At 53.1% G+C, this 14,959-nt stretch carries 13 protein-coding genes; all 13 read right to left on the reverse strand.

What is annotated here, in order from left to right; all coding sequences use genetic code 11:
• Positions 1 to 436: 436 nt before the first annotated feature.
• The 13 genes from ggt to E0698_RS19375 all read right to left on the reverse strand — a co-directional run bounded on the left by ggt (position 437) and on the right by E0698_RS19375 (position 14,734).
• Positions 437 to 2,017, reverse strand: a complete 1,581-nt coding sequence (gene ggt / locus E0698_RS19315) for a gamma-glutamyltransferase (protein WP_192512616.1) — start codon at positions 2,015 to 2,017, stop codon at positions 437 to 439.
• 73 nt (positions 2,018 to 2,090) lie between these two features.
• A complete protein-coding gene (locus tag E0698_RS19320) occupies positions 2,091 to 3,404 on the reverse strand; it encodes an amidohydrolase family protein (protein WP_192512617.1) in 1,314 nt (437 codons plus the stop codon).
• On the reverse strand, positions 3,401 to 3,841 hold the full coding sequence (locus E0698_RS19325) for a cupin domain-containing protein (protein WP_192512618.1): 441 nt from the start codon (positions 3,839 to 3,841) through the stop codon (positions 3,401 to 3,403). Before E0698_RS19325 ends, E0698_RS19320 begins: the two co-directional genes overlap by 4 nt.
• Before the next feature lie 46 nt (positions 3,842 to 3,887).
• Positions 3,888 to 5,570, reverse strand: coding sequence for a CocE/NonD family hydrolase (locus E0698_RS19330; protein ID WP_192512619.1), 1,683 nt, complete (start codon positions 5,568 to 5,570; stop codon positions 3,888 to 3,890).
• 95 nt (positions 5,571 to 5,665) lie between these two features.
• Positions 5,666 to 7,000 (reverse strand): FAD-binding oxidoreductase, encoded by a 1,335-nt coding sequence (locus tag E0698_RS19335; protein ID WP_134914130.1) that lies wholly within the window; start codon positions 6,998 to 7,000, stop codon positions 5,666 to 5,668.
• Positions 7,001 to 7,051: 51 nt separating this feature from the next.
• Complete coding sequence (locus E0698_RS19340) at positions 7,052 to 8,083, reverse strand: ABC transporter substrate-binding protein (RefSeq protein ID WP_149093998.1); 1,032 nt, start codon at positions 8,081 to 8,083, stop codon at positions 7,052 to 7,054.
• Between the two features lie 24 nt (positions 8,084 to 8,107).
• Positions 8,108 to 8,986 (reverse strand): fumarylacetoacetate hydrolase family protein, encoded by an 879-nt coding sequence (locus E0698_RS19345; RefSeq protein ID WP_192512620.1) that lies wholly within the window; start codon positions 8,984 to 8,986, stop codon positions 8,108 to 8,110.
• Positions 8,983 to 9,825 carry a creatininase family protein gene (locus E0698_RS19350; protein ID WP_187644822.1) on the reverse strand — a complete coding sequence of 281 codons (843 nt, stop codon included), beginning with the start codon at positions 9,823 to 9,825 and terminating at the stop codon, positions 8,983 to 8,985. The genes E0698_RS19345 and E0698_RS19350 overlap by 4 nt, the downstream gene beginning before the upstream one ends.
• Positions 9,826 to 9,900: 75 nt before the next feature.
• Positions 9,901 to 11,079, reverse strand: a complete 1,179-nt coding sequence (locus tag E0698_RS19355; RefSeq protein WP_192512621.1) for an amidase — start codon at positions 11,077 to 11,079, stop codon at positions 9,901 to 9,903.
• 21 nt (positions 11,080 to 11,100) lie between these two features.
• Complete coding sequence (locus E0698_RS19360) at positions 11,101 to 11,913, reverse strand: cysteine hydrolase family protein (protein WP_134914137.1); 813 nt, start codon at positions 11,911 to 11,913, stop codon at positions 11,101 to 11,103.
• A gap of 60 nt (positions 11,914 to 11,973) precedes the next feature.
• Positions 11,974 to 13,002 (reverse strand): ABC transporter substrate-binding protein, encoded by a 1,029-nt coding sequence (locus E0698_RS19365; protein WP_192512622.1) that lies wholly within the window; start codon positions 13,000 to 13,002, stop codon positions 11,974 to 11,976.
• A gap of 25 nt (positions 13,003 to 13,027) precedes the next feature.
• Positions 13,028 to 13,906, reverse strand: coding sequence for an ABC transporter permease (locus tag E0698_RS19370; protein WP_149094003.1), 879 nt, complete (start codon positions 13,904 to 13,906; stop codon positions 13,028 to 13,030).
• 30 nt (positions 13,907 to 13,936) lie between these two features.
• A complete protein-coding gene (locus tag E0698_RS19375; RefSeq protein ID WP_149094004.1) occupies positions 13,937 to 14,734 on the reverse strand; it encodes an ABC transporter ATP-binding protein in 798 nt (265 codons plus the stop codon).
• Positions 14,735 to 14,959: the final 225 nt, after the last annotated feature.

Genomic DNA, 14,959 nt, shown 5'->3' on the forward strand with positions numbered 1-14,959 from the left:
ATCATTATACTATAAATAACATTGAATTACTCCTATTCTCCCTATAATCTTACAGTGTTATTCCTCGCAGTATCCGCGGGCCTCAAAGCTCTCATCATGGTTCTGTTGTCCTGACAAGGCGCGGGATTCTTCTGTAGGTTTTTGTTCAATATTTTTCTCTTCGATACCAAAATCGAATCTTTACCAATACCCAAAGGGCGGGCACTGCGGGACGTCTTAAATCCCTACCTCGGTTATACCTCCCGTGTCATCAACCTCCTTATTCATCGCTTATAAGTGACCCGGTGAACATGACGAAAGTATTACGAAAGAGCAAAATATTCACGCGGGCTGCATAGAAAAAGCAAAAAACACCCTGATCAAGGAAAGAAAACAGTTTTCTTCCAGATCAGGGCGTTTCTAATGTGTACTGTTAAGGCTATGTCCCGTTCCCGGATCACCAGCCGATGGCTGCTCCATCGCAGCGGGGGTCCGTGCCGCCGATCCGCAAGCCGCTGTCATCGATCAAAATGGCATGCGCGTGCCCCATAGCTCCGGCAAAATCCTCAACCGGTTTTACCACGTGCCCGGCCAGCTTCAAACGACGCTGCACTTCTTTAGCGATCCGGCCTTCCAGTCTCAGATCCTGCGTTTCCTCCCCCCATGTTCGGCCCCACACCCAGCGCGGTTCATGTACGGCGGTCTGCGGGTCCATGCCGTAATCGACCATGCGGGTCAGCAGCGCGGTCTGCGTCTGCGGCTGGCCTTCCCCTCCCTGGGTGCCATATAAAATATATGGCTTTCCATTGCGGCAGGCCATCGCCGGCATCAGCGTATGAAATGTTCTCTTGTCCGGTTCAAGCCTGTTCACATGCGAAGGATCCAAGGAAAAGAACGAGCCCCGGTTTTGCAGCAGAATGCCGGTGTCTCCTCCCGTCACAGCCGATCCGAATTCAAAATACAGGCTTTGGATAAAGGAGACGGCATTTCCCTCTCCGTCTACAACCGCCCCGTACGCCGTATCATTGCCTACAGGCTGGGTATCTATCGACAGAGAGTGGTCCATATCGATGCAGGCTGCCAGATCCGCGCTGTAGGACTTGGACAGCAGACGGTCCAGAGGGATGGAGGAAAATCGTGGATCTGTCAAATACCGGTTTCGGTCACGGAAGCTCAGCTTCAGCGCCTCCACAAGCAAGTGATAGTACTCATAGGAACCGTGCTCTATACTGCCCAAATCAAACTGCTCGAGAATATGAAGCGCCATGATGCCGGTAAAGCCCTGTGAGTTCGGCGGGACCTGGTAAAGGTCAAGACCACGATAGCTCCCCTTGATCGGCTCCACCCATTCACCTCTGTGCCTCGCAAAATCCTCCAGCGTCAATAGACCGCCCTGCTCCGCAAGTGAGCGAACAATCTCCTGACCAACACTGCCTGAATAAAATTCGTCCCGGCCATGGTCCGCAATCTGCAGCAGGCTGCTTCCCAGAGCAGACTGCACAAAGCAGCTGCCCTGCTCCGGGACCTTTCCTCCGGGCAGATAGATGGCGGCCGTCTGCGGATAAGCCGCCAGCACCTCGAAGCGCTCGGCCGTATTGGCATGCTGGTCCGGCGACAGCGGGAAGCCTTCCAGCGCATAGCGGATCGCGGGCTCCAGCACCTCTGCCAGTGTCTTCGAGCCGTATTCCTGCAGTACGGCATCCCAGCCATCCACCATGCCCGGCACGGTAATGACGCTGCGGGGTCCCCGCTGCGGGATGGCAGATTCACCCGCAAAACAGGCTGCTGTAACCCGGCTGCCCGAACGGCCGCTCGCGTTATAGGCCCTGACTTTTCCCTCCTGGCTGCTATAGGTCAGCCAGAAGGAATCGCCACCCAATCCCGTCATATGTGGGTATACGACGGCAAGACAGGCACTCACCGCCACGGCGGCATCAAAAGCGTTACCTCCCTGCTGCAAAATAAGCGATCCGGCCGCGCTTGCCAAATAATGAGGGCTGACAACCATCGTCTGTGTTCCTGTAATCGGTGCAACCATTATGCCCCCCCACTTTCTCTCCCCTTTATAACTGATAAATCAATTCTGTTTGATGCCATTACTTTATACGGCTTTACGCATATGCCTGAGATGCATGCAGAGCGGACTGCCAGCCGCCGCAGGCATACACCCAGCGGCTCATTTTTGTGCCTGACAGCAGTTGCGTCGCATCAGCCGCATCCGTTACAACAAAGTTGCAGGCATACCCTTCTTCTATTCCGTACCCTTCGCAGCCTGTAATACCAGCAGGTATATCCGTGATCATCCGCAGCAGCTGTACCAAATCCCGTTCACTGCCCATGTGGGCCGCATACGATGTAATTTGGGCGATTTGTATCAGATCCCCGCGGCCGAACGGATGGAACGGGTCTTGAATGTTGTCGGAGGCCGCCGCCAGCGGAATGCCCTCCGCAAGCAGCTCGCGAATTCGCGTTGTGCCCCGTCTTACCAGGCCGCGATCTTCCCGTCCCTGAAGATACAGGTTCACCGCAGGCAGCGTTACCGCGTTAAGACCGGCTTCCTTCATCTTCCCCATCACATGCTGTGCATCCTTTTCCGTCATCGCGGACAGCGAGCACAGATGATCTGCCGTCACCCTGCCTTGATAGCCGCAGCAAATCGTATGCTCTGCTATGCTCAGCACGGTTCTTTTTTCGGGGTCGTCACTTTCATCCGCATGCAGATCAACCGGTACCCCGAAACGTTCCGCCAGCCGGAAAACCCTGCCAATCTCCCTTTCAGGGTCGTCTGCCAGATGAGGAGCTCCGCCCAGTACATCAATCCCCATCCGCAGCGCTTCCTCGACTGCCTCATCCGCAACTTCATGATTGCCGCGAAGCGGAACCATCAACGCATATTGGATCACCATACTGCCCTTTAGCTTCTCCCGTACCTCCAAGGCTGCCTCAATTGTCCGAAAGGCCACCTCTCTCCCCAAATGAACAGGGAAGTCAAGGTGGCTCCTTATGGTCGTGGTCCCGTAGCTCAGTGCCATTCTGGCGGCTGTCAGCATGCGTTCTGTCAGCTGCTCCTTGCTGAAGCTCTGTACGGTCTGGCTGTAATTATGAATGGCTTCCTGAAGCGTGCCGGAGCGGTTCGGCACCTGCACGAGCGAAAAGGCTTTGTCCAGATGCATATGACAGTCGACCAATCCGGGAAGCATAATGCCGCCCCGCAGATCGATGCAATCCGCGTCCGCCAGCCTTTTCAGGTCCGATCCAGCCTGCTGCGGGGCAATCAGACGGGAACCGCCGCTATCCCCCGCATCAAGGAAACGGTCTTGTCGCCGGATGCTAACCCATTTCCCACCCTCCGCCTTTAGTTCATACAGACGGGAGTCTTCCCGATGCGGAAGGTGTACATTAATGAAATGCAGCCCTGTACTCATTGCGCGGTAGCCAGCGCCTGAAGCACGGCCAGATCCTCCTCATCCAGCTCGGCGACAGGACCTGCTTTGATCGTATCCGAGAACAATTCGTCCGGTACCATGGTCGTCAGACAATACAGGCGTGTGCTGCCCGTGTTGATAATATCGTGATGGTTGCCCGGCGGAATAATAATGAATGAGCCTTGGCGGATCGGAGTCTCATATTCGTTGCCAACTTTGGCAACCCCCTCCCCTTTCAGCACATAAAAATATTCATAAGCTTCCCGGTGTTCATTGGATGGAGTTCTGCCTCCCACCTCGAAGATCTCTACAAATGAAGTGAAAGGCACCTGCTCCCTGTCGCACAGCAGTATGAACTTGTTCGTATCCTGTACAGAAATTTTGTGGACGGGACAATTCTCAAAGTTATCGGCAACCAGTCCTGGAATGTTCACCATATACATTCAACCTCACTTTGATTGATTTTAATTTATGCTTCGCTTGTCATCTTTTCACCGGCAGCTTCAAACAGGATATGTCCTGTTCCGTGCTGCGCACAGCCGTGGTGGCAATCTTCAGCCCGCCTGTTCCCGTGCTGTTCGACTCACCCCTGACACCGTTCGGATGCCGGGCGAACAACGGGAAGGCGCTGCCTGTCAATTCAAGCCGGACATACGTGCCAGCCGGCAGGGTGGCCGCCAAGGGACGCAGCCGGATCCGCGCCGTTTTCCATTCATTGGAGGCTTCTGCTCCTTCACTGCAGATTTCCGTACGGCCCACGCTGAGCAGCCGGGCCGTTCCATTCTCGGATACGGTCGTGAGGACGGCCACCAGATCCGTCGGACCTCCCAGTGTCTGGTACTGAACGGACAACTCCGGTGACCCAAAAATCGGGATATCCTCTGCAAGCGGTCCTCCCGTATATACCAGAATCTCTTGCCGTTCCTGAATGGCCATGCGGTCGGACGGCAGGTAAGAGTCCAGACGCATCGGCAGACGCGAGTCGTATACGAATACATCCGGTACAGCCTCCTCCACGTCTTCCTTATGCCTTTCGAGTCTGCCGCCTCCTGCCGCACCGTTTGCCGGGGTCTGTGACCCCGATAGATAGAACCATTCGGACGGGGAGGGCTCACCCTCAAGTACAAAAGGTAGCTGCTCCGCCGTATGCCATTCATGACTCAATTGGTCAAAATAACGGATCGGCGGTTCTCCGGACAATTCCGTGTCTTCCTTGCCCTTCAGCCAATAATCAAACCAACGCAGCTGCTCCAGATGATGACCGCCGTCCGCCTGCTCGCCATGATCGATTCCGCCCGCTCTACGCCCCCATGGAATGTGGGCCCACGGGCCGACGATGAGCCGATGAAAGCAATCCGGTGTGGCAGTAGCTTGCAGAGCCTCAAACGACTGCAGCGTGCCCATCAGGAAACCGTCATACCAGCCGCCAATATGCAAAGCTGGCACCGGCTCCCCGACGATCTCGTCGATCCAGTTCATCCGCTCCCAGTACTCATCGTACTCTATACGATCGATCCAATCATAAAATGCAGGAAAGTATTGCTCCAGAATCGGATGTCTTTCATTCAGTGGCATCTTCCACAGCATCTCCTCGGGGCTGCGCATAAACCGTGAGCATTGCTCGGCCGTCTCGAAGTCACCCGCCCTTTGCGCCGTATCACGAGCCAGTTGGAAAGCCCACGGCAGGTGATTGCCAAGCGCGAAGGAGCCATGCGGGTAAAATAAGCCATGGTACATGTCTGCCGGGCACATGCTCGGCGCAATCGCCCTGAGCGCGGGCGGGTGAAGGGAAGCCGCAGCCCATTGTGTGAGCCCTTGATAAGAGAAACCATACATGCCTACTTTCCCGGTCGAGCCGGGCAGAACTGCTGCCCATTCGATGGTATCAAAGCCGTCCTCAGCTTCCTGTACAAACGGTTCAAATTCGCCTTCCGACTCTCCCCGTCCCCTGACATCCTGGATTACCACGATGTATCCCTTACTGGCATACCAGACGGGATGGGCATGCGTAACGGTAGAGGCAATCGACCGGCCGTAGGGCTGGCGCATCAGCAGCACGGGATATTCTCCCGTCTCATCAGGCATGTATATATCTGAATACAACGTTACACCGTCACGCATCGTACAAGGAACCTTGCGGCGGATGACCACATTTCCAAATTTCATGCGACCCGCTCCTTTGCTGTAGATCCGGATTTACTATAAAAATCCGTATGGTAAGCCTGCTGCTGCTGTGTGGAAAATCTCCCATCACCCGTTGATCAGATGCCGCTGACAGCCGGTCGTTTTAATTTCTCCTGATTTAGAATTCCCTTCGGATCGTTGTGGTGTTTGATCTCCCACAAACGGTCGTGGGCGTATGATCGTCCACCTTCCTTCAAATCCCAGGTATGCGGATTATTGACTACAACCCCGTTTTCCTCGTAACGCTCCATCAGTTGATTCAGGCGTTCCTCCGTTGTGAAGGGAACCAGCGGCAGGCCGGAAATCAGCAAATTTCTGCTTTGCCGGGCAAATTCTATATGATTCATCACTTCCGGATATTCCTTTTTCATAGCCGAGATTTGCTCAAGGGCATGGGCAGGATCAAAATTCAGTTGCAGGTAAGTCAAGCCCGGATCTGCCTTGCGCGCCCACAGGGTTGTATGGTTCCATGTAAAGTCGGATACACCGACGCCTTTATGATACTGCTCGGCGGAGACCTTTTTAGACGTCAGCCCGCTGTTTTCCGCTATGGCATGCTCCAGCCGCGATTCACAGGCCGTATCCATTTCAAGCAGTACAGCGGTACGCCCTTCGGGAATATCGAGAGGTACAAAATAGGATGAAATCGGCCATTCATGAATAGAAATGAGCCTCTTTATAAAGGACGTATCTTCGGCAACCAACTGCCCGAAGCGAAAAGCTTGTTCAAAGCTGTCAAAGGTTACTGCCCACTGCATCCATTCCACCCGCGGAGCCAGATTAATTTCCACCTCGGACAGAATGCCAATCGTACCGTAGGTATGCAGGTAAGGCAGCACCTCTTCTCCTTGAAGCTCAATGGTACGGGGCTGAACCTCGACGGTCTTGATTTTCAGGGAACGTACCAGACCGTCCCAGATGGTTCCCCAACTGATCGAACCGATGCCGCCAAAACCACCGCTCAAAAAACCGCCGATCGTCGCAGTTTGAAAGGTGGAAGGCATCGTTCGCAGCTCATAGCCCGCCTTGCGGGCAGTGGATTCCATTTTGCCTAGCCTTGCTCCAGCCTGAACCCGCATTATGCCTTCTCCCGTTTCGAGAACCTCGTTGTACTTCGCCAGATTCAGCACGATTCCGCCTGTGACCGGGACACATTGGCCATAGTTGCCAGTACCGTTGCCCCTGACGGTAAGTGGAACCCCCAGCTCCGCGGCAATGGATAGCAGAGTGTCAAACTCATCCTCGGTGCGTGGACTGGCGATGCACTCGGCGACCTTGCCCTGCAGCTGACTGGTTAGCACAGGGGAGAAGTGATGATAATCCATCGAATATTTGGCAATTGCTGGCTCCTCCCACTGCAGTAGCTCAGGATCGATGCGTTCTTTCAGAATAGCTGTCCAATGTTCATTCATTCGGTTCCCCTCCCGTATGTTTTCATTCAGCCCGCCTAAAGGCCCTTCCTCCTAAGAATGCGGCAAGAACTTATCCGTGAATACCTTGCTGACATCGGGCTCTTTTTTCAATGCTCCAATCTTCATCAACTGCTGTCCCAGCTCCGCCCAGCGCTCTTCTTTCATATAGCCGACACCATGTTCCGCCGCATCACCTTCATATACGAACGGGATGAGCGCTTCCGCCGCATAGTTCAGCTTTTCTTTCGTAAAATCCGGGTTTTCCTTTAAAATGACGTCATTCACGCTATCATAATTGGTCTTGTAATAATCCCAGCCCTTCATCGAAGCCTCGACATAGGCACGCACAAGATCGGGATGGTCCTGAATATACTGCTCTGTCGTGAACAGCACATTGGAATACGGATTATAACCGGCATCGGCCAGCAGCAGGAATTTAACGTCCACATTCTGCTGCTTCATCTCGTACGGCTCACTGGTTACATATCCCTGTATGGCAGCCGTTTCATCGGGTATAAAAGGAGCCAGAGAACCGGTATAAGCCATTTCCTTCACATTATCCAATTGGTATTTGCTCTTCACATAATCCCAGAACACCGAGCCTGCCCCCACGTAAACGGCACGGTTGTTCAAATCGGCAAGGGAGGAAATGTTCTGGTTGGCATGAACCATAAGTCCCTGAGGGCTTTTTTGGAAAATCGTCGCAACCGCTACCAAGGGGATTCCCTGTTCACGGGCGACCAGCAGTTGATCCGCCGTGGTAAGTCCGAACTGCGCTTTGCCGGAAGCCACGATCTGTGTAGGAGACACCTGCGGCCCCCCTGCCTGGATGGTCATATCCAGACCAGCCTCTTTGTAATACCCCTGCTCCTTTGCCGCATACAGACCGCCGTGCTCAGCCTGGGCAAACCAGTTCGTCACCTGTGTGACTGCCGTGAGTTCCCCGCTTTCGCTCGTGGAACCCGGTGTCTCAGCAGCGGCATTCCGAGCAGTTTGCTGATTGCCGCAAGCAGCCAGTAATGTTGATAAGGAAAGCATTGCTACCAGTAAAACAGCAGATCCCTTTTGTCTGTACTTGTTCATCTCATTACCACTCCCCAAGGAAAATTACTGATGGTTGTATTCTGCATCCGCTACCGGATTACGAAGCGTCATAAAGCCACTGATTCTGCATTCGGCAACATCTCCGTGCTGAATCTGGACGGACCCTGGTGTGCCCGTCATGATCACGTCGCCTGGATAGAGAGTCATCATCTGTGAAAAATACGAGACAATAAACCATGGATGATAAATCATGCGAGACACGGTATTGCTATGAATAACCTCATCGTTCAATACGGTTTCAACAGCAAGGCTCTGCAGATCGCTTATTTCGTCAGGTGTTATTAGCTGTGGCCCGAGACTGAAAAATGTGTCGAATACCTTGGATCGCTGCAGAAATCTGGGATTCCGTGCGTGAATGTCCTGGCTTGTCATATCCAGGGTTACGGCAAAGCCGGCGATGACGTCCCGCACGCGTTCTTCCGGCACATTTTTGCAGTTTCGGCCGATAATAATGCCAAGCTCCGCTTCTGATGTCACATTCACGGACTGAGCCGGTAGCCGGATATGCTCTTCCGGCCCGATCAGGCTTGAGTCCGGCTTCATGAAGCAGATCGGCTCAAGCTCTGGAGGAGTGGAGGCGAGATCGATCGCTTTTTGTACATAATTCATGCCAATTCCCCATATTTTGCGGGGGTGGCGGAAGAGAGGGGCTGGTATCGCCTCCTCCGCTGGTATGAAAGGGCTCGATGACCATGCTCCGTTCCCGTGCTTCTGATACCACTGGACAAGCTCCTCCAACTGACCCTGCTGAAATATCTCCATGACGGAGGTTCCCCATGCGCTTCCTTCCGCCCTATTGATCTCCTCCAGTAGGAAAAATCGGCCTTCATGCTCAATTGCGGCCTGTTCCCCATCGCCGTGTTTAAGACTGACGAGCTTCACGGGCGGCTTCCTGCCGGCTGCTGAGCCGTCTCAGTCCCGCGGACATCGGTGATTTCAAAATCACACAGCTCCTCCAGCGCCTCCGACAAAATCGCCGTAATTCTGTCCTGAATGATCCTGCCCTTCTCAGGCGTGGCCATCGTAGCATCCCCGGCAATGCCGGTAGCGGATATATCAGCCATCTTCCAGGCGAAGCGGATTTTCCCTTCTAATGTAAGAAAACGGTAAGAGGACATATCGGGAAGCTCTTTGACAAGGAACTCTTTCTGCACCCAGTCCGGTTTAATGGACATGACCAGAGAAGTCTCATAATCGCCGCCGTGAATTCCGTATTCCAGTTCCTCGGGAGACAGGAGGTCCTCCGCCACATTCAGACTGCTGGGACTGAGATAGAAAACCATCATCCCCGTTCTAATCCGGATTTCCCGTGATACGGTATTCAGCAAATCCACGTTGCCGCCATGCGTATTAAACAGCAGTAGCTTGCGAAAACCGCTGGCCTTCAGACTTTCTGCAATGTCCAGCATTATGGCATGTAGCGTGCCCGCAGACAAGGAAATGGTGCCCGGCAGCCCGATATGCTCATTGCTTTTGCCATACGAGACCGGAGGCAACAGCCATATCTCCTTATCCGGCCGCACCCGCTCCAGCGTTTGTGTTAATGTCGCCTCCCCAATCAGAGTGTCCGTATATACAGGCAGATGGGGCCCATGCTGCTCCACAGCTCCGACCGGCAGAATAACCAGCGCCTTCTCCTTCGGCAGTTCTTTGACCTGTTTGCTTGTCAGACGGGGCAAAAAGCGCTCCTCCCATGTCGTTCCTTCATATCGTTGAAACATAACTGACACCCTTTCTCCTGCGGCTTTGATGTTCTTTTCGCGCAGCTTAATGGCCTTATATATCGAATGATAATCTTATCCTTTTACTGCCGGAACAAGGGATGTAGCCCATTCCAGCAGACGCCGATCCTGTCCCGGGCCGGCGATGAGGGAAATACCGACCGGACAGCCCAGTATCCCGGCAGCGGGGATCGTAAGCTGCGGCAGTCCCGACAAGCCAGCAATGCAGGTCAAACGCATCGTTCGCACTCTTCGTTCTTCAATGAGCGGCCCGGCCAGCCCCAGCTTCGGGGCCGCTCCGGTAGTCGTCGGTATCACAAGCACAGCATCTGTTCCGAGCAGGTCAGCCATGTGCTTGCGCACCTCAAGCCGGCGTTCTGCTTCCTTCTCCTGATCGGCACGTTCAATGGTGCCTGCCCAGGAGAACCGACCGGCTATATCCGATCCGAAGACCGGCTGCTCACGTTCAATCCAGGCCCCATGCTCCTGCCATATTTCGTAGCCCTGGATCGTCCTGAACATGGCCATCCATTCAGGCAGACCCTGCGAGGCGATGCGAACAGCTTCATAGCTCTCAGCCAAGCCGCACAGCAACTCCAGGCAAGAGGCAAGCGCCTCTTTGCTCTCGATATCAGCCAGCTCCCAGGCATCCTCACCGATCAATATCCTGCTAAATCCGGAACCCAGGGCTGTCTGCGGCAGAAGCACTTCACCTACCCGGCGCAGCGTCTCGGGATCGCGTGCCATCCAGCCGACGGTGTCGAAGCTGGGAGCGAGCGGGATAACGCCTTTCTCGGAGACGATCCCATGCGTCGGACGTATTCCATAAACTCCGCAGTACGAAGAGGGCACCCGTACCGATCCTCCCGTATCCGTTCCAAGGGCAAAGTCGGCAAGCCCTGCGGCGACGGCGACCGCCGATCCGCTGGATGAACCGCCAGGGATACGGTCCGGAGTCTTCGGATTCACCGGTGTTCCGTAATGGACATTTTCACCGTTCAGGCTGAACATCAGCTCATCCGTATGTGTCGTGCCTGTTAGCCGCGCCCCCTGCTGTAGCAGCAGGCTGAGCGCTTCCGCGTGCTCCGCCGCCGGACTGTGCGTCTCCAGCCAACACGGATTGCCCGCGCCGTTTGTATAATCACGGACAGCAAACACGTCTTTGACCATAAAACTGAGTCCGCTCAGCGTCCCCTGTCCTGTCGGTTCAACCGTCACCTGGTGGTTTACAACGGCGTTCCATTGATCTTTCATCGAGTCCCCCCTCCCATCCGCTCACCCTTCCAGAGGAGCCAGCTCTTCCGGTGTATTTCCCTCTTTATGGGCCGCTGCCCCGTCCAGCTCCTCCACCAGCCAGGTGGAATCGGCGACGAAGCCATAGCATTGCTTGATATTGTATAAGGTGGCTTCCATGCAGAAAGCCGGGGAGTTCGTTGCCGAACAGTCCTCCAGAAGTATACCGTCATATCCGAGGCAAGCTGCGTCCTGCAGTGTATGCATGACACACTGATCGAGATTTACCCCGGCAAACAACACCGTCTGAATATGCAGATTGCGCAGGATGCTGTCCAGTGGTGTGTCCCAAAACCCGCTCATGCGGTATTTATCCACATAGATATCGTCAGGGGCTGCATCCAGGCCGTCGACAATAGCCGCTCCCCAACTGCCTTTCTCCAGTACCTTGGAGCCGTTCCCCGGCAGCGCATCCCCGATGCCGTTGCCCCGTCCGTCCAGATTGTATACATGGAGCACGGATGGCGGCACGTTCATCCGGTCTTCCCGGTTGCCCCAGTTCACCCAGATGACGGGCACACCCTCTTTACGCAGCTCAGGCAGCAGCCGATTCAGCCGACTGACCGGGCTCAGGAGCGGCGATGTATCCGCCCCGATGGAATCCAGCCAGCCTCCCGGTGTGCAGAAATCATTCTGCATATCAATGACAATGAGCGCCGTATGCTCCAGATCAAATATGATTTCCTGCGGCTGTGCAGGAAGGGTTACGGGCTTGCCGTACTTTTGCGTCCGCCTTAGATCCACAAGCGTTTCGGACACTTGCCAATAGCTCTTTTGATTTCCAAGTTTGAACATATAAAGTCCCCTCATTTTTCTGAAAATTCTGGTTTGAGGCTATAAATACTCGGTTCACACTCATGGCTTCATCAGATATTCGGTCTTGAACGCCTGGGCAACATCCTGTGCCTTCGTTAATCCTCTGCTCTTGATCATCTGATCCTGCAGGGTGCTCCAGCGTTCCTCTGTCATATAACCGATACCGTTTGCCTCGGATTCCTTGTTAAGAATAAAGGGCTTTTCCTGCACCGCCTCATAATTCATTGCTTCTACCGTCATATCCGGATTGTAGGTCTGAATGAACGGGTTTACCTTTTTATAGTTGTCAAGATAATAGCTCCAACCCTTCTGGCTTGCCTGCACCACAGCCTCTACGACATCGGGGTGCTTTCTAAGGTAGTCTTCAGTTGTAAAAAGAACATCCGCATAGTTCGCATAACCGGAATCGGCGATTTTCAGATAGTCCACCTCAACCCCCTGCTGGGAAAGCGCGTAAGGCTCGTTCGTGATGTAGCCCTGATTCAACGAATTGGGGTCATTAATAAAATTGACAAGCTGTCCGTTATACTTCATTTCTTTTACATCCGTCAGATTGTATTGGCTCTTGATATATTCCCAGTAAGGCACCGCTGTACCAATGTATACGGTTTTGCCGTTCAGGTCGGTGAAATCCTGGATGTCTTGCCCTTTGTGGTACATAAGAACCTGCGGTGTGCTCTGAAAGCCGGCAAGGATGCCAACAACAGGGATTCCCTGTTCCCGCGCCTTCAAAATTTCATCTGCATAAGAGATACCGAATTCGGCTTTGCCCGCAGCGACAAGCTGCATGGTTGACACCTCGGGACCTCCCGGTTGAATCGTCATGTCGATCCCCTTGTCCTTGTAGTAGTTCTGCTGCAATGCCGCAAAATAGCCTCCATCTTCCCCTTTGGCGTACCAGCCCTCGATCAGTCTCACCTGCTTCAGATCTGTTCCTTCTTCCCCCTTCGCCAGGGCCGAGGATTCCGGAGCGCCGGAATTGGAGCATGCGCTCAGAAGCAACATGATCAAAGCTGCAACCAACAGCAGCCACTTCTTGTACCGTAAGTTCATAAGATGTTTGGACATGTTGGACCCTCTCCCGGTTCTGGTATCATTTCATTGCCGACTCATGCCAGGACTTCAAAAGCTTGTTCGATACCATGTTAATGATTAGGAAAAATGCTATTCCCAAGATGGATGCTGCCAAACCGCAGGCGAACAGATAAGGAGTTTGCAGGCGGGTTGCTGCAACGGTAATCCCGTATCCGAGTCCACCCTGTCCGCCGCCAATGCCGGCAATGTATTCACCCACGATCGCTCCGACAACTGAACTGGAGCATGAAATTTTCAGCCCCGCCATAATGTACGGGAGCGCCGCCGGAAATCGCAGCTTCCAGATGGTCTGCAGCTTGCTTGCATTATACAAATAGAATAAATTTTTCATGTTCTGATCCGTTGAGTTCAATCCGATCAGCGTATTCGATAAAATCGGGAAAAAGCTGATCAGGAATGAGATGATCACAATGGCATTAATCCCCGCTCCGAACCAGATCACAATGATCGGGGCTACCGCTACGACCGGAATAGTCTGTAGGATAATGGCGTACGGATATACGCTTTTTTCCACCGTTTTGGACAGCGCCAGCAGAATGGCTAATGAAATGCCGAGCACTACACTAATCGCAAAACCGATCAACGCCTCTACAATGGTTGTGCTTACCGACGTAATCAGATTCGTGCTGTTCTCGGCGGCCGCCGCCGCAATATCGGATGGCTTGGGCAAAATATACGGAGGCATTCCGATCATCCGCACGATGATCTCCCATCCACCGATAAACAGGACAAACACTACAAATGGTGGCAGAACTTTCTTTAGCAGGCTCAGGACCTTATTCTCGACTGCCGGATAACCGCTGCGGGCATTTTCCTTCGCGGAAGCCTGGATACCCACTGCCGTTTCAACGGCTGAAATGGATGCGATCTCTTCCATTTTTCTTCACTCTCCTCTCATTTCTGGCTATCAATGTTTCAGCACAGCGGACACGCTACGTACATATTCACTGAATTCCCGACGGGTCCGGAATCCATCATTCCTTGGATAAGCAAACGGGATATCGATGATGTCCGAAATTTTACCGGGACGGGGCGTCATCACCACTACTCTTGTCGATAGAAACACACTTTCAAACACGTTATGCGTAATGAACAGAACCGACATCTTTTTGTCCTGTTCCCAAATATTCAGCAGTTCATCCTGTAACGTCTGCCTGGTAATTTCATCAAGAGCGCCAAACGGTTCATCCATTAACAGCAACTTGGGTCTGGATATCAACGCTCGTGCAATCGATACCCTCATCTTCATTCCGCCTGACAGCTCACGGGGCAGCACTTTCATATATTCCTTCAGACCTACCAGCTCAAGAACCCGCTCCCCTTCGGTAATACGCTCCTTCTTGGATACTCCGCGCAAAGTAAGAGGCATGGTGACATTATCAATCAGCTTGGCCCATGGCAGCAGGGTATGCTCCTGAAACACAAAGGCAATCTCATTCTGCTTGCGCGCTTCCTTCGGTGAGGTGCCCAGCACGGACAGATGACCGGAGGTCGGTTCCGTCAAACCGGCAATCATATTAAAAATAGTCGATTTACCGCAACCGGAAGGGCCGACAAAACAGAGAAATTCCCCTTCCCCTACATGCAGATCCGCATGCTGCACAGCTACAGTGCCATTGGGGTAGATTTTGCCGACATCATCGATAACAAGCATGGAACGGCTGTCCTTTTCGGCCGCAGCCTGTTGATTTTGGGTAAGCTGCATCTGAATCCCCTCTTCTCTTTGAAGTTGTGTCCTATCATAAAGCTAAAAAATATGAATGTAAATATTCCTAACATAATTTCGGTTTTTAATCTAACAAAAAGGGCTATGTGTTGGTTAAAAAACAGAATTACCAGTAAATAATGTTAACTTATATTACATTTAAGAGGCAAAAAGGATTGCATAAAGTCGAGGAAACCCTATATAATTGCTTAAAAAGTTACGTCG

The organism is Paenibacillus sp. 23TSA30-6, from assembly GCF_014858585.1.
Classification (GTDB): Bacteria; Bacillota; Bacilli; order Paenibacillales; family Paenibacillaceae; genus Paenibacillus.